We start from the raw sequence: 18,896 nt of genomic DNA, 5'->3' as shown, positions 1-18,896 counted from the left end.
CGGCCTACACCTCTACGGCAGACCGGCGGGTGACACGGTACGTGTCGGGGAGCGTGCCATCCCGTCCCACCTGCCGGTTCACGGCCCGGCCGAGGTTGCGCTCGTGCACCGGCGAGGACCCTTCATAGATCCGCAGCGCCCGCACGTCGCGCCACATGCGCGGTACGGGGTGGTCGCCGACGATGCCCTCGCCGCCCATCAGCTGGACGCAGCGGTCGGCGACGCGGCTCGCCATCTCGGACGCGAACAGCTTGGCGGCGGCGATGCGGTGGCGCGGCACGGTGCCGGAGTCGAAGGCGCGGGCCGCCTCCATGGTCAGGGCCCGCGCGGCCTCCAGGTCGGCGAAGCAGCGGCCGAGGTCGGCCTGGACGGCGCCGAGATCGGCGAGCGGCGCCCCGAACTGTTCCCGGTCGGACAGGTGCCGGGAGGTCTCCTCCAGCATGCGGGTGGCCTGGCCGACGCAGGTCGCGGCGACGTGCAGGCGGGCGTGGTTGATGCCGCGCAGCGCCGCCGCGAACCCGGTGCCGGTCCGGCCGCCGAGCAGGGCGGAGTCGGCCACCCGTACGCCGGTCAGCTCGATCTCGGCGACGGGGGCCTCGGCGTGCCCGTTCATCCGGGTGGGCAGGCTGGTGCGTACGCCCTCGGTGGCGCGGGGCACGAGGAAGGCGGAGACACCGGCGGCGCCGTCGGCGGGTGCGCCGGTCCGCGCGAAGACGACCAGTTCGTCGGCCCAGTGGGCGTTGGTGATGTACCGCTTGCGGCCGTCGATGACCCAGCCGCCGTCGACGCGGCGGGCCGTGGTGGTCAGCGAGGCGGCGTCCGATCCGGCGCCGGGCTCGGTCAGCGCGAACGCGGTGACGTGCTCACCGGCGGCCATCCTCGGCAGCAGTCCCTCGCGCTGCGCGTCGGTGCCGTGGTCGAGGATCGCCTGCGAGCACAGGCCGATGACGGTGGAGAACCGGGACCGGTAGACGCAGGAGGCGCGGGTGAACTCCATGGTGAGCCGCACCTGTTGGGTCATGGTCCACTCCAGGCCGCCGAGGCGCCGGGGGATGGACACCGCGAACAGGCCGCCCCTGGCCAGCGCGTCGAGTACGTGGTCCGGGACCGCGCCCGCCTCCACCATCTCCCGCTCGGCGGGGATGAGGACGTCGTCGGTGAGGGCGGCCACCCGCGCGAGGTACGCCTCGAAGTCGAGGGTGAGGACGTCGGGGTCGATCATGCGGGTTCCTCCGTGAGGTCGTGGGCGGCGGGGTCGCGCGGAGCGGCGCGCACAGCGCCGCTGTCGATCAGGGCCCGGATCTCGTCCTCGCTGCGGCCGAGTTCGGCGAGGACGCGGGCGGTGTGTTCGCCGGTGCGGGGCGCGGGCGGTGTGCGCGTGGGGCGCCGGCCGCCCAGGGAGAACGGGGTGGTGGGCGCCGTGCGGCCGCCCCGTCCGTCGGGGCAGTCGGCGACGATCCCGGACGCCAGCAGGTCGGCGTCGTCGACGATCTCGTCGAAGCGGCGGACGGCGCCGCACACGATGCCGGCCGCCCGCAGCCGCTCCTGGGCGGTGGCGCGGTCGAGCCGGCCGAGCGTGTCGTGCAGGGCGTCGAGCAGCGCGGGGCGGTGGGCGACGCGGTCGGGATTGGTCGCGAACCGCGGGTCGCTGGCGAGTCCGGGGCGGCCGATGGCCTCGCACAGCGCCGCGAACTTCTCCTGCGTGTACGCGGAGACGACGAGCGTCCCGCCGTCGCGCGTACGCACGAGGTCGGCGGCGGGGGCGGCGAGGGCCTGGCCGTTGCCACGTCGGCGCGGGGCCGCGCCGGCGAGTTCGTACTCGGCCCAGGTGGCGGCCTGCGCGTGGACGACCGCCTCCATGAGCGAGGTCTCCACGACGTCGCCGCGGCCGGTGGTCGCGCGCTGGAGCAGCGCGGCGAGCACCCCGGACGTGAGCGCCTGCGCGGCGAGCACGTCGGCGACGGTGAAGCCGACGCGCTGCGGGTCGCCGTCCGCCTCCCCGGTGAGGTCCATGACGGCGAACTCGGCCTGTGCGGCGATGTCCAGGCCCACCCGGTACGCCGACGGGCCGCGGGTCCCGAACCCGGTGACGAAGCCGTAGACGAGGCGGGGGTGGCGGGCGCGCAGGGTGTCCGCGTCGAGCCGGAGGCGTTCGCTGACGCCGTGCCGGAAGTTGTGCAGCACCACGTCGGCGGAGGCGACGAGATCGCGGACGACGGCGTGCCCGGCCGGGTCGCGCAGGTCGACGGCGAGGCTGCGCTTGCCGCGGTTGTTGGCGCGGACCATGGCCTGGCCGAAGGGTCCGATGCCGCGCGCCTGGTCGCCGCCGGGCGGCTCGACCTTGATGACGTCGGCGCCGAGGTCGGCGAGGTTCTGTCCGGCGCCGGGCGCGGCGATGTACTGGCCGAAGTCGACGACGCGCAGTCCGGTGAGGGGGTCATCGGGCGGCCTCGGTGGCGGCGGCGCGGCGCCGGGCGGTCTCGGCGAGCAGCACTGCGCGCGAGCGCCCCGGGTCGAGGAGCAGGCCGCCGGCCACCGCGAAGACGCAGATGGTGATGCCGACGACGAGGAATCCGTCGGCGTAGCCCTGGGAGACGGTGTCGGCGGCGTCCACGATGGCGCCGAGCAGCCAGGGCGCGATGATCCCGGCGACGCTGTAGGCCGCGATGATGCAGCCGAAGAATCCGGGCCGGTGCTTACGGGGCAGGAAGTCGGCGGCGCCCGCGAAGGCGACGGAGAACGCCACGCTGTTGATCGAGAACGCGGCGACGACCAGGGCCAGTTGGAGTCCGCCCGGCGGAACCCGGGTGAAGGCGATCATGGCGAGGCCCGCGAAGCACAGGAACGCCATGGTCAGGAACCCGCGCGCGGCCCGCGCCGAACGGCCCGCCCGCAGCATGCGCCCGGACAGCCACCCGGCGGTGAGCAGCACGACGATCGCGCAGCCGTACGGGAGGGTGGCGAGCAGTCCGACCGTGCCACGGGAGTAGCCCATCCCGTCGTGCAGGAAGGACGGCAGCCAGGACACCTTCAGCGAGGTGATGAGGTAGCCGGCGAAGGAGAGCAGGGCCAGCCCCCAGAAGCTGCCGGTGCGCAGGAGCACGTACAGGGGGACGTCGATGTCGCCGTTGGGGTCGGGTTCCTCCGCGACGGGAGCGGCGCTCTCGCGCGGTCCCATGCCGGGCTCGCGCCGTGTCACGACGAGCCAGACCACCGCCCACAGGGCGCCGACCGCGACGAGTACGGTGAACGCGGCGTGCCACGTCCACGTCACGATGATCCAGGTGAGCAGCGGGGTGGCGATCAGCGGTCCGACCGAGGAGCCCGCGTTGACGATCGCGCCGGCGAAGGCGCGCCGCTCGGACGGGAAGCGGTCCGCGACGACGGACTGGCACAGGGCGTGCGCGGGCCCTTCGAAGAAGCCGAGGACCATCCGCGACGCGATCACCACGGTCACCGTGGTGGGTACGGTCAGCGGCGCCATGCTCGCCACCCAGGCGATCATCAGCGCGGCCGCGGACCAGCGCCAGCCGATCCGCCGGAAGAACAGCGCGAGGACCACGGCACCCGCGGCGAACAGCCAGAAGAACGCGCTGGACATCAGGCCGTACTGACCGGCGGTGAGCCCGAGGTCCTTCTCCAGGTCCGGCGCGGCGAGCCCGATGGCCGCCTTGTCGGCGAAGTTGAGGGTGAAGAAGGCCAGGAGCAGACCGATGATCCACCAGTCCCTCGGGGTCACCCCCCGACCGGGTCCGGACTCCTGTGCTGTTCCGGTCCCGGCCGTCGCCTGCGGCGCTGCATGCGCGGTCACGTCCACCTCCACGGTCGTGCGTCACCGGGTCGGGTGACGCACAGCACAGGGAATCGGAGGGGGAGGCCGCGAACAATGGCCGCTTTCCGCAGGGACCCTTCGGTGATTCCGAAGCGTCCCCGCGGGTCTCACACCGCGGTCTGCGTGTGGACGTACTCCACGAGCCGGGTCAGCGCGTCCGGGTCGGTGTTCGGCGGCACGCCGTGGCCGAGGTTGAAGACGTGGCCCTCCAGGTCGGCGGCGGCGTCGAGCACCTCGCGCGCCTTCTCCTCCACCGCGGCCTGCGTGGAGAAGAGGATCGCGGGGTCGAAGTTGCCCTGGAGCGCCTTGCCGGGGCCGACGCGGCGCGCGGCCTCGTCGAGCGGCACGCGCCAGTCGACGCCGACGACGTCCGCACCGGCCTCGCCCATGAGGCCGAGCAGCTCACCGGTGCCGACACCGAAGTGGATGCGCGGTACGCCGTACGACTCGACGGCCCGGAACACCTTCTGCGAGGCGGGCATGACGGAGCGCCGGTAGTCGGCCGGGGCGAGCGCGCCGACCCACGAGTCGAACAGCTGCACGGCACTCGCGCCGGCCTCGATCTGCACCTTCAGGAACGTCGAGGTGATCTCGGCGAGCCGGTCGAGCAGCTCGGCCCAGAGCTCGGGGTCGCCGTACATGAGCGCCTTGGTGTGCTCGTGGTTGCGCGACGGGCCGCCCTCGACGAGGTAGCTGGCCAGGGTGAACGGCGCGCCCGCGAAGCCGATGAGCGGGGTGGCGCCGAGTTCCGCGGTGAGCAGGCCGATGGCCTCGGTGACGTAGTGGACGTCGTCCGGGGTCAGGTCCCGCAGCTGGGCCAGGTCGGCGCGCGAGCGGATCGGGTTCGCGATGACCGGGCCGACGCCGGGCTTGATGTCGAGGTCGATGCCGATGGCCTTGAGCGGCACGACGATGTCGCTGAAGTAGATCGCCGCGTCGACGTTGTGCCGGCGGACCGGCTGCATCGTGATCTCGGCGACCAGCTCGGGCCGCATGCAGGACTCGAGCATCGGGATGCCCGCGCGCACCTTGTGGTACTCGGGAAGCGAACGCCCCGCCTGCCGCATGAACCAGACCGGAGTGTGCGGCACGGCCTCGCGCCTGCACGCCTTGAGGAAGGCGGAATCCTTGGTGGCTTCGTACGTCGCTGACGGCTGCTGGCCCGTGGGCAGGGTGTTGGCACTCACGTCGGAAAGTCTCGCACGCCCGCGCGCCCTGCCGAGAAGGGTGTCGGGCGGCGGGTGTCCTTGCCTGCGCGAAGGCCTCGTTCCCCTTAACCTTCCCCGCATGGCTGCGGCTCAGGTACGACGGTCGAACGGCGCGGACGGGATGAGTGAATCGGTGCGGGAGGGGCAGAACGCTCGGGACATGAACGCTGCACAGAAGAAGGACGACACGGCGCCCTCCACTCCGCCGGCGTTCCGCACGGCGGTCGACGCCCTGCGGTCGGCGCGGTTGCGGCGGGAGATCGAGATCGACCCCACGCGCCCGCCGCAGCGCCTGGCCCCTTTCTCCTACGCGTTGGAGGCGACGGTCGTCGACCCCGCGGACGATGACGACGCCCTGGCCGACGGCCGGCTCGTCCTGCTGCACGATCCGGAGGGGCACGAGGCGTGGCGCGGCACGTTCCGCCTGGTGACGCTGGTGCGCGCGGAGCTGGAGCCGGAGATGGCGGCGGATCCGATGCTGCCGGACGTCTGCTGGTCGTGGCTGACCGGCGCGTTGCAGGCCCGCGGCCTCGGGTACGGGGAGCCGTCCGGGACGGTCACCCGGGCCGGCTCGCACTACTTCGGCGGGATCGGTGACCGGCCGCCGACCTCACAGATCGAGATCCGCGCGTCGTGGACGCCGCGCGAGGGTCTGGGCGGCGTCCCGGACACGGCGGCGCACCTCGCGGCGTGGTGCGAACTGCTCTGTCAGATCGCGGGTCTGCCGCCCGCGGCCGGGGGCCACGGCTCGGAGGGGGCCGTGGTCACGCTTCCGCAGCGCCGCGGACCGCATCCTTCGTAGATTCAGAACCGATCATTTTCGGCCGCGTCGAGCGTCTGCCCGGCGCGGCCTTCGCTCGTTCCGGTGCGGTTCCGATTCGGTTCGATCTTCGGATGATCGATACTGTGTCCGAATTGCGTGAATTGTTACTCACTAAATCGTGATCTTTCTCTAAAGGCGGGCGGGTTTGCTGCCGAAGACACCTGTGACCTTGACAGCACGGTTCGTCCCCGCACCCCAGGAGGCCTGGTGTCCGTTCTCCTCGAGCAGCCCTCAAGCCTGGTCGCCTACCGCCCGAACAAGCCGACCGCGATGGTGGTCGTGGCCGACCCCCGCGTCCGCTCCACCGTCACGCGCCATCTCTGGGCGCTCGGTGTGCGTGACGTGATCGAGGCCTCGTCCGTCGCGGAGGCTCGTCCCCGCATCGGCAACCCCCGTGACATCTGCGTCGCCGACGTCCACCTCCCCGACGGATCCGGCCTGACGCTCCTCTCCGAAACCCGAGCCGCGGGCTGGCCCAACGGCCTCGCCCTCTCCGCCGCCGACGACATCGGCGCCGTTCGCAACGCCCTCGCGGGCGGCGTGAAGGGCTACGTCGTCACCGGCACCCGGACCAACATCGGTCTGCCCACCCGTCCCGGCGCCGCCCCCATCGGGTCCGCGGCCGCCCGTATGCACCGCCGCCCCCCGGGTGCCCCGAGCCACCCGGGCGGCTACCGGGAGCTGTCGGGCCGTGAAGTGGAGGTGCTCCGGCTCGTCGCCGAGGGCCAGTCGAACAAGGCCATCGGCGTCTCGATGGGCCTGTCCGCCCTGACCGTCAAGAGCCACCTCGCCCGGATCGCCCGCAAGCTCGGCACGGGTGACCGTGCCGGAATGGTGGCGGTCGCCCTCCGTACCGGAATCATCCACTGATCCAAGAGTGGCCGGATCTTTCCGGTTTACGGCTCTTCAACGCCCGTCGACGGAACGTTCCGTCGACGGGCGTCGTCCGTTCACAGATACCCTTGACAGGTGACCGACGCCCAAGAGACCGCAGCAGACAGTTCACTGCGCACCACCGGAGGCGCCCCTCCGGACGACGGCGGATCTGTTGAAGAGGCGCCGATCCCCCTTCTCGAACCGCGCGAGGGCATCCCGCCGGTGATCGCCGACGCGGACGCGCTCGCCGAGGTGGTCGCGGCCTTCGCCGCGGGCACCGGACCCGTGGCCGTCGACGCCGAGCGCGCGTCCGGCTACCGCTACGGGCAGCGCGCGTATCTCGTGCAGCTGCGCCGCGAGGGTGCGGGCTCCGCGCTCATCGACCCGGTCGCCTGCCCCGACCTGTCCGGACTCGGCGCGGCCATCGCCGACGCCGAGTGGGATCTGCACGCCGCCACTCAGGATCTGCCCTGTCTGCGCGAAATAGGCATGGTGCCCACCAAGCTGTTCGACACCGAGCTGGCCGGACGCCTCGCCGGGTTCCCGCGCGTGGGACTCGGCGCCATGGTCGAGAGCGTCCTCGGCTACCAGCTGGAGAAGGGCCACTCGGCCGTCGACTGGTCGACGCGCCCGCTGCCCGACCCCTGGCTGCGCTACGCGGCGCTCGACGTGGAGCTCCTCGTCGACCTGCGGGACGCCCTGGAGAAGGAGCTCGACCGGCAGGGCAAGCTCGACTGGGCCCACCAGGAGTTCGACGCGATCGCCTCCGCGCCGCCCGCGCCGCCCCGCAAGGACCCGTGGCGCCGCACGTCCGGCATGCACAAGGTGCGTCGCCGCCGGCAGATGGCCGTCGTACGGGAGCTGTGGACCGCGCGGGACAAGATCGCGCAGCGGCGTGACGTGTCGCCGGGCAAGGTCCTCGGGGACACGGCGATCGTCGAGGCCGCGCTCTCCCTGCCGGTGAACGCGCACGCGCTGGCCGCGCTGCCCGGATTCGGGCACCGGATGGGGCGGCGTCAGCTGGAGCAGTGGCAGGCCGCCGTCGACCGGGCCAGGGAGCTGCCGGAGGCCGAGCTGCCGCAGCCCGGCCAGCCGATCGCGGGACCGCCGCCGCCGCGCGCCTGGGCGGACAAGGACCCGGCCGCCGCGGCCCGGCTGTCGGCGGCGCGGACCGCGGTGTCGGCCCTCGCCGAGACGCTGAACATGCCGCAGGAGAACCTCATGACGCCGGACACCGTGCGGCGCGTGTGCTGGGAGCCGCCGTCCGTGGTGGACGCGGACTCCGTCGCCGCAGCCCTGGCCTCGCACGGGGCGCGGCGCTGGCAGGTCGAGCAGGTCACGCCCGTGCTCGTGGCGGCCCTGAAGGCGGCGCGCGGCTGAGCCGTCCGCCCCCTCGCTCCCTCCGGCTGGTGCATCGAGGCCCCGGCTTCGTACGTCGCGTACGAGGCCGGGGCCTTCGCCGTGGGGTCGTCGTGACGGGTGTTGTTGCAGAGTCAGGACATCCGGACCGTTCTGAACGCGCTCACCTCTCGCTACTTTCTGAGCATGTTCAAAAAGGGGCGGGACCGGGAGACGCAGGGGTACGGGGACTGGGTACGGGCCTTCGAGGCCGAGCGGGAGCGGCGGGCGCGGCGGGGGGATCCGGCGTGGGAGCGGGGCGCGCGGCTGCCGCCCTCGCTGGTCCGCAGCCTCCAGCGGTTCCAGGTCGGCGAGGACGGGGACGGCGCCGAGCTGCTCGGCAAGGCGGCGCGGGCCGGAGACGCCCAGTACACCGCCGCCGCGCACCTGTTCGTCGCCGAGGAGCAGAACCACGCCCGGCTGCTCGCCCTCCTCCTGGAGGCCGGCGGGGCGCGGACGCTGGAGTCGCACTGGAGCGACACCGTGTTCGTGCGGCTGCGCCGGCTGCTCGGGCTGCGGCTGGAACTGCTCGTCCTGATGGTGGCCGAGGCGGTGGCACTGCGCTATTACCGGGCGCTGCGCGACGGTGGCGCCGATCCGCTGCTCCGCGAGGTCGCCGGGCGGATCCTGGCCGACGAGGAGCGGCACGTGCCGTTCCACTGCCGCCGGCTGCGCGAGGGCTTCGCCCGGGTGCCGCGGCCCGCGCGGTACGCGGTGACCGGGGGCTGGCGGCTGCTGCTCGCGGGGGCCGCCGTGCTGGTCGCCGTGGACCACGGCGCGGCTCTGCGGAGGTGCGGCGTCACCCGGTCCGTCTTCGTCCGGGACATCGTGGCGTCGTCCGCCGTCATGGCCGCGGTGATCGCGGGCCGGGATGTGACCTTCGCCGCTCCGGCCGTGGGGACTGGGCAGCATGGTTACCCGCAAGTAGCATGAGGGTGTGAGCGCGCGCTCAGTCGCGCGCCGTGGCAGTGCCGTCCCGCATCTTGGAGGAGAGCCATCGTGCCTCGTACCGTCAGGGACGTCGTCTTCGTCGACGGCGTCCGCACCCCGTTCGGCAAGGCGGGCCCGAAGGGCATCTACCACGAGACCCGCGCCGACGACCTCGTCGTCAAGGCCATCCGGGAGCTGCTGCGCCGCAACCCGAACCTGGACCCCGCGCGGATCGACGAGGTCGCCATCGCCGCGACCACGCAGATCGGCGACCAGGGTCTGACCCTCGGCCGCACGGCCGGGATCCTCGCCGGCCTCCCCCAGTCGGTCCCCGGCTACTCGATCGACCGCATGTGCGCGGGCGCGCTGACGGCCGTCACCACGGCCGCGGGCTCCGTCGCGTTCGGCGCGTACGACGCCGTCATCGCCGGTGGTGTCGAGCACATGGGCCGCCACCCCATGGGCGAGGGCGTCGACCCGAACCCGCGGTTCGTGAGCGAGAAGCTCGTCGACGAGTCCGCCCTGTTCATGGGCATGACCGCCGAGAACCTGCACGACCGCTACCCGACCATCACCAAGCAGCGCGCCGACGAGTACGCCGTGCGCTCGCAGGAGAAGGCGGCGAAGGCGTACGCGAACGGCAAGATCCAGCAGGACCTGGTCCCGATCTCGGTGCGCAACACCAACGCCGAGGTGGGCGAGACCGGTTGGGGTCTGGTCACCGCCGACGAGCCGATGCGTCCGGGCACGACCCTGGAGAACCTGGCCGGCCTCAAGACGCCGTTCCGTACCCACGGACGCGTCACGGCCGGCAACGCCGCGGGCCTGAACGACGGCGCCACCGCCTCGATCATCGCGAGCGAGGACTTCGCCCGCGAGAACAACCTCCCCGTGAAGATGCGCCTCGTCTCCTACGCCTTCGCGGGCGTCGAGCCGGAGGTCATGGGCTACGGCCCGATCCCGGCCACGGAGAAGGCCCTCGCCAAGGCGGGCCTGTCGATCGAGGACATCAACCTCTTCGAGATCAACGAGGCCTTCGCGGTCCAGGTGCTCGCGTTCCTGGAGCACTACGGCATCGCGGACGACGACGCGCGCGTCAACCAGTACGGCGGCGCCATCGCCTACGGCCACCCCCTCGCCTCCTCCGGCGTACGTCTGATGACGCAGCTGGCGCGGCAGTTCGAGGAGCAGCCCGAGGTCCGCTACGGCCTGACCACGATGTGTGTCGGCTTCGGCATGGGCGCCACGGTCATCTGGGAGAACCCGCACCACAAGGACGCCGGAGGCGACAAGTGAGCACCACCACCGCTGAGCTCCTGAAGGGCGCGGCCGAGCTGTTCCCGGGCGAGGTCGTCACGTCGGCGCACGTACGCCACCTCGAACTCCCGCACGGCGCGGGCCGGTTCGCCCTCATCACGCTGGACAACGGCTTCGACCACACGAAGCCCACGACCTTCGGCCCGGGTTCGCTCGCGAACCTGAACGTCGCCATCGACCAGGTGGAGGCGGAGGCCGCGGCCGGCGACATCGTCGGTGTCGGTGTCACCGGCAAGCCGTTCATCTTCGCGGTCGGCGCCGACCTCAAGGGCGTCGAACTGCTGAAGAACCACGACGACGCGCTCGCCATCGGCAAGGGCGGCCACGAGGTCTTCAAGCGCCTCGCGGGCCTGGCCGTGCCGACCTTCGCGTACTACAACGGTGCCGCCATGGGCGGCGGCGTCGAGGTCGGCCTGCACTGCACGTACCGCACGGTCTCCAAGGCGCTGCCCGCGTTCTCGCTGCCCGAGGTCTTCCTCGGCCTGGTGCCGGGCTGGGGCGGCTGCACCCTGCTCCCGAACCTCATCGGCGCGGACAAGGCCGTCTCGGTGATCATCGAGAACAGCCTGAACCAGAACAAGCAGCTCAAGGGCAAGCAGGTCTACGAACTCGGCATCGCGGACGCGCTGTTCGAGGGCGCGGACTTCCTGGAGCAGTCACTCCTGTGGACCGCGCAGGTCCTCACGGGCGACGTCAAGGTCGAGCGTCCTGACGTCGACCGCGGCGAGGCCTGGGACCAGGCCGTCGCGCGCGGCCGCTTCATCGCCGACTCCAAGGTGCACGGCGCCGCCCCGGCCGCGTACCGCGCGCTCGACATCATCGCCGCGTCCAAGGACGGCGACCTCCAGGCGGGTTACGACGCCGAGGACAAGGCCCTCGCCGACCTGATCATGGGGGGCGAACTGCGCGCGGGCATCTACGCGTTCAACCTCGTCCAGAAGCGCGCGAAGCGTCCGGCCGGTGCGCCGGACAAGTCGCTCGCGCGTCCGGTCACCAAGGTCGGCGTCGTGGGCGCGGGCCTGATGGCCTCGCAGCTCGCCCTGCTCTTCCTGCGCCGCCTGGAGGTGCCGGTCGTCCTGACCGACATCGACCAGGAGCGCGTCGACAAGGGTGTGGGCTACGTCCACGCCGAGATCGACAAGCTGCTCGGCAAGGGCCGCGTCAACCAGGACAAGGCCAACCGCCTCAAGGGCCTGGTCTCCGGTGTCCTGGACAAGGCCGAGGGCTTCGCCGACGCCGACTTCATCATCGAGGCCGTCTTCGAGGAGATCGGCGTCAAGCAGCAGGTCTTCGCGGAGGTGGAGGCGGTCGCCCCGGCGCACGCCATCCTCGCCACGAACACCTCGTCCCTCTCGGTCTCCGAGATGGCGTCGAAGCTGAAGCACCCCGAGCGGGTCGTCGGCTTCCACTTCTTCAACCCGGTCGCGATCCTGCCGCTCCTGGAGATCGTGCGTGGCGAGCAGACCGACGACGCGGCGCTGGCCACGGCGTTCGGTGTCGCCAAGAAGCTGAAGAAGACCGCGGTCCTCACCAAGGACGCCCCGGCGTTCGTCGTGAACCGCATCCTGACCCGCTTCATGGGCGAGATCCAGAACGTCATCGACGAGGGCACGCCGGTCGAGGTCGCCGAGAAGGCCATCGAGCCGCTCGGCCTGCCGATGTCGCCGCTGGTCCTGCTCGAACTGGTCGGCCCGGCCATCGGTCTGCACGTCTCGGAGACCCTGAACCGCGCCTTCCCGGAGCGCTTCACGGTCTCCCCGAACCTCGCGGCCGTCGTCAAGGCGGGCAAGCGCGGCTTCTACGTGTACGACTCCGGGAAGCCGGAGCTCGACCCCGAGGTCGCCGCCCTCCTCAAGCAGGGCGATGTCGTCCTGACCGAGGAGCAGGTCCGCGACCGCGTCCTCGACGCCGTCGCCCAGGAGATCGGGCTCATGCTCGACGAGGGCGTCGTCGCCGAGGCCCAGGACATCGACCTCTGCCTGATCACGGGCGCGGGCTGGCCCTTCCACCTGGGCGGCATCACGCCGTACCTGGACCGGGAGGGCGTGAGCGAGCGGGTCAACGGGAAGCGGTTCCTGGAGGCCGGCGTGGCTTCCGTCCCCGCCTGATCGACCTGATCCGGTTCCACCGACGGCCGCTCTCCCCTGCGGGGGGGGGGCGGCCGTCGGCGCATCCGTGCTGTCCCTCACTCCTTGGGGACGACCACCACCGCGGTGCTGACCTTCCGCTCGGTCGGGGAACCCCAGTCGTCCATCGGGCGGTTGGCGAGCGTGCCGCCGGTGACCATCGTCGCGTCGCCGCCGCTGCCGAGACCGACGGCGTCGGTGGCGCCCAGCCACTTCATGACCCCGGCTGCCTCCGGCCAGGTGACCCCGACGCTGGTGGCCGGGTCACGGCCGTCGACGGTGACCAGGAGGAGCTCTCCGGACGCCGTGACACCTGCCATGGTGCGCGGATGACGCTGTACGAGCGTGTTGTTGGGCCCGTACGCGAAGTTCGTCATACCGTTCGCCTTGGTGTTGAGGAAGATCTCGCCGTCGCGCACCAGAGCGGGTCCGCCGCCTGCCACGGCGGAGAGCGTCGGACTCGTCACGGAGCCGCCTTGGGCGTCCTTGATCGAGGCACCGGGCTTGAACACCGAGCCCACCTGGGCGTGTTGCAGCAGCCAGTCGGCGCCCTCGCCGGTGCCCTGGAGGACGCGACCGCCCGCCGGAATCGCACCGCCCGCCGGCCGTCGGATCAGCTGGACGGTCCAGTTCCCGTTCATGACGACGTCGACACTGTTGGTCCCGTCGTCGGTAGGTGCGGGAGTCGTGCTTCCCCATTCGGGGCGGAAGACGACGATCTCGCTGTCGTCGCCGCAGAGTTGGTTGCGCCAGGGGCGTTCCGTCTCCGTCTGCACGCCGTTCATGGAGACCCGGTCGCCACCCACGCCGCCGCAGCCGAGGATCCGGCCGGGGACCCGGTTGACGCCGTCGAGAACCCGTACGTCCCCGTTGGGCGCCGTGACCTGCACGGTGGACGTGACTTCGGCGACTCGGACCCGGGAACCCGCACCTTCGAGGAGGAGGGCCGTGCGGCCGTTGTTGGCAGCTCCGAGAAGGGCGTTGTCCTGGACGTAGAGGCCCTGGGGAACGCCTTCGTACGTCGACCCGAGGAACGTATGGATATCAAACTCGGTGCCGTTGACGGCAGCGAGGGCACCACTCGCCGTGGCCATGCTCCGCACGGTCTCGGACGTGGACACGTCGGTCCCGTGCACCGCCTTGAACGTCACGTCGGCGGTCGGCGCGACACGAACGACATGGACCTTCCAGGGGCCACTGCTGGGATTGCCGTCCTGGGCCGTGTAGATGACGCGGGCTCTGAAGCCCGCGGTCTCCAACCAGCCCGCGAGTCGGTCCGCCGATGCCTTCAGATCGGGCGCGAAGGAGCCCACGCGGACGCCGTAGCCGACCACCCCGCCGGCGGTGTCGGCCGAGGCCGGGGCGGTGAAAGTGTCTAGGGCACCACTGAAGCCCTCGGCGGCGAGCTGCGCCGCGAAGGCCTCGGCGGCCGTCTTGCTGCCGAAGGTCTCCGTCCCGTCGCCCCGCTGGGCCCAGACGGTCCAGCGGTCGGAGGCGGTGCCCTGCGTGTACGTCTGATACGTGACCCCGGTGGCGAGGGTACGGACGTCCCCGGCCTGAGTGGCCAGGTCGGCGGGGCCGAGAGGCATCCGGCCACCGTCGGCCGCGCGTGCGACGCCGGCCGGGCTCTGCGGCAGCAGCACGACGGCCGCGAGGAGCGGGACGACGGCGAGGAGGTGGGTGAGCCGGCGCCGGGCTCCGCGGGGCATCCTCATGAGTGCTGCGTCCGGCGCTTGCGCGTCGCTGCGCGGACGGCGACGCCGCCACCGATGAGGAGGGCGGCAAGGGCCGCGCACCACAGGGCCGGGCCGGCGCCGGTCGATGCCAGGTCACCGTCCTGCGGACGGGTGGCGGACGTGCCAGAGGCCGACGGGGACGCGGTGCCGGGCGAGGCCTCCCCTGTCGCTTCTCCTGTGCCGGGCGTGGCGCTGGATCCGGTGGAGGCACTGGGACTCTCGCCGGACGAGGCGGTGAAGGTGATGTGCGCGGCGTCGTTGGTCCCGTTCTTGTCGTACGCGGACCATTCGGCCTGGAGCACCCGGACCTTCCCCTGGGTCTCCTTCAGCGGCTTCGTCATCCTCAGCTTGAACGCGAAGGAGAGCTCGGCGTCGGAGGCCAGCGGGCCGACCGAGCAGGAGTAGGTGCCCGGCGTGCCACGGAAGCAGCCCTTGGGCACGTCGACGACGGTGACGCCGTCCGGGAACTCGGCCTGGAGCGAGGCGAATTCCGTCGGGTCCTGGACGTCCCCGAGCCAGGCCGGGCCGTGGTTGCGCAGTCCGAGCTCGGCCGTCACCTCGTCCCCCACCTTGCCGCTGACCTGGGCCCCGGTGACGGAGAGGTCCGCGGCGTTGGTCACGTAGAAGGTGGAGTCCCACGTGTTGTCGTTGCCGTACTGCCGCACCTCCTGCGGCGCGCGCAGCTTCAACCGGGGTCCGCTGCCCTGCTCGTACGCGTACCCCGCACGCAGGTAGTCCCGCATTCCGGGAGCGTCGGGGAACACCGAGACCTGCACCATGTCGTGGAACGCCGCGGCGCCGACCTCGACCGCCGCCTCCTCGGGCAGCGCGAACTCGGCCCCGGCCGGCACATCGACGTCGAAGGCGCACAGCCAGTAGTGCTTCTCCGCGAAGGAACTGCGCTCGCTGTACTCGCAGTTGGCGAAGCGCCCCACGGGCTTGCCGCCCTCGGTGGAGCGGAACACCATCAGCACGCCCGAGGCCGGTGCGCTGCCCACGTTGCGGAAGGAGACGGGCAGCGGCAGCTTGTCCCCCACGCTCGGCCTGTTCGTGAACCGCGGGCCCGCGGTCACCAGGTTCGCCCCGCCGATCTGCACCGTGGCGTCGGACGCCTTCAGTTCACGCCCGTCCGCCTCGCCCGCCACCCGGAGAGCGCCGGAGTCCCCCGCCTTGCTGCCGCTCGCTGCGGTCAGTTTCAGGGACACACCCGGTACGCGGTCAGGATCGGTCACCTTGATCCGGCACGTGGCCTGTTCGGCCACCACCTCGCACGGCTTCGCGTCGACGTCCGCGACCCCCTTGAGGCCGCCGAGGTCGAGACGGAGCACGTACTCCTTCGGTGCCTGTGCTCCGCCTTCGACCGAGAGCGTGAGCTGCCGGGGCTGCTTCGCGCCGTCCTTGGTCACGGGTGTGACGGCGATCTGCGAGGGGAGTCCGGTGACGGACAGGGGCGTGTCCTGCGCGCCGGCGGGGCCTGCGAAGGCACCCACGGCGGCAGCGGTCAGAGCGAGGGGGAACAGCACCCCTCGGGCCATGGAAAGTCTCACGGCCGGTCAGACTTGCGCCGACCAAAAGACGTTGTACACGTGGCCGTTGCGAAATGATCACGAGAGGATGCCGCTGATCCGGTCGAGCAACCCTCAGAACGTGAGCCCGAACCATCCCTTCAGCAGCGCGTGATCGGACTCCGGATACCGCACCGCGTCGGCATCGGACGACCGGACGTGACGCTTCCCGGCAAAGAGATAGTCGATCTTCCGCCCGTCGACGGTGTGTTCGCCGTCCGCGTGGTCCGCCTCGACGAAGCGGTTCGTGAGCAGGGACAGCGCGGGCGCGTCGGGCGGCAGGTTGAGATCTCCGCCGAGGACGACGGGCACGCCGCGAGGGAACCCCGCCGTCCAGTCCCTGATCTCCCGCAGCTGCTCGGGGGCCTTGGAGTACGTGTGCGCCGTGCACGCGAACAGGCGCGCGCCCCGCACTGTGGTGTGCGCGCACAGCAGGCCCCTGCGGACCAGGACCGTACGGCCGCCGTTGGTGTAGGTCTCGCCGCCGGTGTGCGCGAAGCGGCGGTAGTCCTGCTGCCCGTCAGGGACGTCGCCGCGGCTGAGCACCGCCGTTCCGAAACGGCCGGAACTGCCGCAGGCCGGCACGTTGTCCTGGGACGAGGCGTAGGTGCCGTCCATGGTCCAACCCGCCCTGGCGAGCTTCCGTTTGAGCTCGGCGTACTGCGTCAGGCAGATCTCGTTGACGGTGATCACGTCGGGCTCGAACCGCGCGGCGCTCTTCACGAGGCGCGCGATGGATGTGCCGGAGCCGCTTCCTCCTGCATTCCACGGACACACCGCCGCCGCGCCGCACAGGTTGTAGTGGAGGACACGGACCGTCCGCCGCTGCGCGGCCGCCGAACCCTGACCGTCGGGAAACGCGACGAACAGCCCGAGGATCACCGCAAGCACGGTGGCCACGGCAGCGCCGCAGCCCACCCATCGTCCACGCGACAATGTCCCCCCAGTCATCGAGCACGTCATGGAGCACGTCATCGAGCACATCGCCAAGGGGGACATGGTGCGCATAGGGGGTTCATGAACGCCAGACGCTCGCCGGTGTCACGAACTCCAGGGCCCGAGCGGACTCCCCACCCGGGGCACCAGCTGGCGTCGCATCCGCAGGCGGCCGTCCAGACCGATGACCGCGACGACCAGCGCGCCCGACGCGTCGTACGCCATGGACGGAGCGTTGGTGAACATCTCGCCCGATTCGCGCCACCGCGTGCCGGAGACGTTCTTGTCGCGGTCGGGCATCGACACGACCAGGCGGCCACGGCTGCCGCGGTGGGCCAGGAAAGCCTCGCGCGCTCCTCGTTCGGGCGCCCACAGCGCGGCCACGGCGCCGGTGCCCCCGTGGCCTCCGAGCCCTGCTCCGGAACCCGGCCAGCGGCCGTCGGCGTGCTGCCGGTAGGCCATGACCTGCTGTGTGCCGGCCTCCCGGAAGTAGAGGCAGGTGCGGCCGTCGCCGGAGTCGACCGCCGACAGACCGCCGGTGGCCGGCCGTCCCGTCTTGAGGGTGTCGTCCAGCAGGACCGGGCCACCGGGTTCGGTCTGGTGCCAGCGCCAGACGGTGTTCTTGCCCGGCACGTACAGCTCCACGGTGCCGCGCTCGGTGGTCAGGGCCGTGCCCGCGTCCTGGACGAAACTGCCGCCGACGCTCTCCCAAGGCGCCCACGTGCCGTCGGTGTCGCGGCGACGCATGCTGATGCCCTGATCGAAGTCGCGGACGAAGACATACATCCGGCCGGCCGCGTCAACGGCCGCCGACGGCACACCCAGCTCGCGCTGGCGACGCCCGTCGCCGTGTGACCAGTCGGGGTTCTCCAGGGTCTGCCAGCCGCTGAACCCGTTGCCGTCGGGGTCCTGCACCGTGTGCACGACGTCGACGGTGATCCCGCCGCCGACGACGTGCTGGCGGCGCAGCGCCACGAGTTCGGCGGGACCGCCGGGCAGACCGGTGACGGCCAGGGTGGGCGCCACCCAGCCGTCGCCGAGCACGAACGGGCCCTTCCACTCGCCGCTCGCCGGTCCGGTCTCCGTCCAGAAGGCGAGTCGGCCGCCCAGCACGCCGAACGCGTTGAGCCGTCCGCCCGGGCCCAGACGCAGCCAGTCGGTGGTCGGCGAGTACCGGTAGGCGGCGCTCATCATGTGCGTACTGCGGAACGGGTTCGGCCCCAACTGCCGGTCGCCACACGTGTGGCAGGTGCCGTGCGGGCAGGCGGCCGGGGCGTCGAGACCGCTGTACGTCGCCAGGTACTCGGCTTTCTCGGTCACCGCGTCCGAGTCGAGGTTGTAGCCCCAGAAGCGGTTGGCGTAGCTCCGGTAGTGCTCGACGACCGGGGCGTGACCCGCCTCGCGGTGCCGGGTGAGGGCCGCGAGCGCGAACTGCGTGGTGGTGGTGTGGTCGACGTGGTCGGAGCAGACGAACTCCTGGACGCCGCCGTCGTGTTCCGGGTCGGGGTCCATGGTGCGGACCGTGGTGGGGCGGATGCGGCCGAGCAACGCCGTGAGCCCGCCGATCACCTGCTCGCGCGTGATGTGCTGGACCTGAGTCACCTCCGCACCGTGCACGGGGAGCGTGGCCTGGGCGCGCATCGCCCCCTCCCACAGTTCGTGCAGCCGGGTGCGGGTGCCCCTCTCGGTGGGCGCGCCCATGTGGAGCTGGAAGAAGTACAGGCGCACGGACGGGTGGCCGACCAGGGTGAACCGTTCCACGACGAAGCCGGGGACGAGCTCCACCGGCTCGCGCTGCCAGGGACGGTCGCGGTCCCCGGTGGCCATCCGGGCGTACGCGGAGCGCAGGCCGCAGCCACGCTCGGTGCTGTAGCGGGCGAAGTCCGGCGCGACGGCCTTGCGTTGGGGGTCGTTGGTGTCGACATTGACACCGTCGCCCTCACCAGCGGTGACGATCACCGTGGTGACGTCGTCGCCGTCCTGCAAGGAACGCACCAGGTCGGGGTTCATGAAGTACAGATCGTCGTCCTGGTGGGCGATGATGTGCAGGACCGAGCGGGTCGGCGTGGTCTGCGGGACGGTCATCGGGCCTCCTCGGCCGTCGGGTCGGTCACAGTCGGTGGAGCGGGTCGGCGGCAGCCGCCGAGGG

14 protein-coding genes are annotated in these 18,896 nt (G+C 71.9%); 6 read left to right on the top strand and 8 right to left on the bottom strand.

From position 1 onward, the window contains the following. Positions 1-4 precede the first annotated feature (4 nt). The 4 genes from V2W30_RS30645 to hemE form a co-directional block, all read right to left on the bottom strand. Positions 5-1,222 (bottom strand): acyl-CoA dehydrogenase family protein, encoded by a 1,218-nt coding sequence (locus V2W30_RS30645; protein ID WP_338701592.1) that lies wholly within the window; start codon positions 1,220-1,222, stop codon positions 5-7. After that, a complete protein-coding gene (locus tag V2W30_RS30640; protein ID WP_338703829.1) occupies positions 1,219-2,424 on the bottom strand; it encodes a CoA transferase in 1,206 nt (401 codons plus the stop codon). Before V2W30_RS30640 ends, V2W30_RS30645 begins: the two co-directional genes overlap by 4 nt. Before the next feature lie 13 nt (positions 2,425-2,437). Further along, entirely contained in the window at positions 2,438-3,811 is a 1,374-nt protein-coding gene (locus V2W30_RS30635) for an MFS transporter (RefSeq protein WP_338701590.1), read from the bottom strand. A gap of 128 nt (positions 3,812-3,939) precedes the next feature. Beyond that, entirely contained in the window at positions 3,940-5,019 is a 1,080-nt protein-coding gene (gene hemE / locus V2W30_RS30630) for a uroporphyrinogen decarboxylase (RefSeq protein WP_338701589.1), read from the bottom strand. Positions 5,020-5,200: 181 nt separating this feature from the next. On the opposite strand from hemE, the gene V2W30_RS30625 reads away from it, so the two are divergent. From V2W30_RS30625 to V2W30_RS30600, 6 genes are all read left to right on the top strand, one after another. Continuing rightward, the gene (locus V2W30_RS30625; RefSeq protein WP_425244614.1) at positions 5,201-5,842 is read left to right on the top strand and encodes a DUF3000 domain-containing protein; all 642 of its coding nucleotides are present in this window, start codon (positions 5,201-5,203) and stop codon (positions 5,840-5,842) included. A gap of 228 nt (positions 5,843-6,070) precedes the next feature. Beyond that, positions 6,071-6,733, top strand: a complete 663-nt coding sequence (locus V2W30_RS30620; RefSeq protein ID WP_338701586.1) for a response regulator transcription factor — start codon at positions 6,071-6,073, stop codon at positions 6,731-6,733. Positions 6,734-6,832: 99 nt separating this feature from the next. Next, positions 6,833-8,119 (top strand): ribonuclease D, encoded by a 1,287-nt coding sequence (locus tag V2W30_RS30615; RefSeq protein WP_338701584.1) that lies wholly within the window; start codon positions 6,833-6,835, stop codon positions 8,117-8,119. 165 nt (positions 8,120-8,284) lie between these two features. After that, positions 8,285-9,070 carry a ferritin-like domain-containing protein gene (locus tag V2W30_RS30610; protein ID WP_338701582.1) on the top strand — a complete coding sequence of 262 codons (786 nt, stop codon included), beginning with the start codon at positions 8,285-8,287 and terminating at the stop codon, positions 9,068-9,070. Positions 9,071-9,136: 66 nt separating this feature from the next. After that, positions 9,137-10,363 (top strand): acetyl-CoA C-acyltransferase, encoded by a 1,227-nt coding sequence (locus V2W30_RS30605; protein ID WP_338701580.1) that lies wholly within the window; start codon positions 9,137-9,139, stop codon positions 10,361-10,363. Then, positions 10,360-12,492, top strand: a complete 2,133-nt coding sequence (locus V2W30_RS30600; RefSeq protein WP_338701578.1) for a 3-hydroxyacyl-CoA dehydrogenase NAD-binding domain-containing protein — start codon at positions 10,360-10,362, stop codon at positions 12,490-12,492. The genes V2W30_RS30605 and V2W30_RS30600 overlap by 4 nt, the downstream gene beginning before the upstream one ends. 77 nt (positions 12,493-12,569) lie before the next feature. Here the strand turns inward: V2W30_RS30600 and V2W30_RS30595 are convergent, their stop codons facing one another. From V2W30_RS30595 to V2W30_RS30580, 4 genes are all read right to left on the bottom strand, one after another. Beyond that, complete coding sequence (locus V2W30_RS30595) at positions 12,570-14,225, bottom strand: phosphodiester glycosidase family protein (protein ID WP_338701576.1); 1,656 nt, start codon at positions 14,223-14,225, stop codon at positions 12,570-12,572. Further along, positions 14,222-15,736 (bottom strand): hypothetical protein, encoded by a 1,515-nt coding sequence (locus tag V2W30_RS30590; RefSeq protein ID WP_338701574.1) that lies wholly within the window; start codon positions 15,734-15,736, stop codon positions 14,222-14,224. The genes V2W30_RS30595 and V2W30_RS30590 overlap by 4 nt, the downstream gene beginning before the upstream one ends. 150 nt (positions 15,737-15,886) lie before the next feature. Further along, positions 15,887-16,711, bottom strand: a complete 825-nt coding sequence (locus tag V2W30_RS30585; protein ID WP_338701572.1) for an endonuclease/exonuclease/phosphatase family protein — start codon at positions 16,709-16,711, stop codon at positions 15,887-15,889. A 141-nt stretch (positions 16,712-16,852) separates the two neighbouring features. After that, positions 16,853-18,832 carry a hypothetical protein gene (locus tag V2W30_RS30580; RefSeq protein WP_338701570.1) on the bottom strand — a complete coding sequence of 660 codons (1,980 nt, stop codon included), beginning with the start codon at positions 18,830-18,832 and terminating at the stop codon, positions 16,853-16,855. Positions 18,833-18,896: the final 64 nt, after the last annotated feature.

The organism is Streptomyces sp. Q6 (assembly GCF_036967205.1).
Lineage (GTDB): Bacteria > Actinomycetota > Actinomycetes > Streptomycetales > Streptomycetaceae > Streptomyces > Streptomyces citrinus.
The sequence above is the reverse complement of the archived record's forward strand: the minus strand, read 5'-3'. Positions and strand labels throughout refer to the sequence as shown.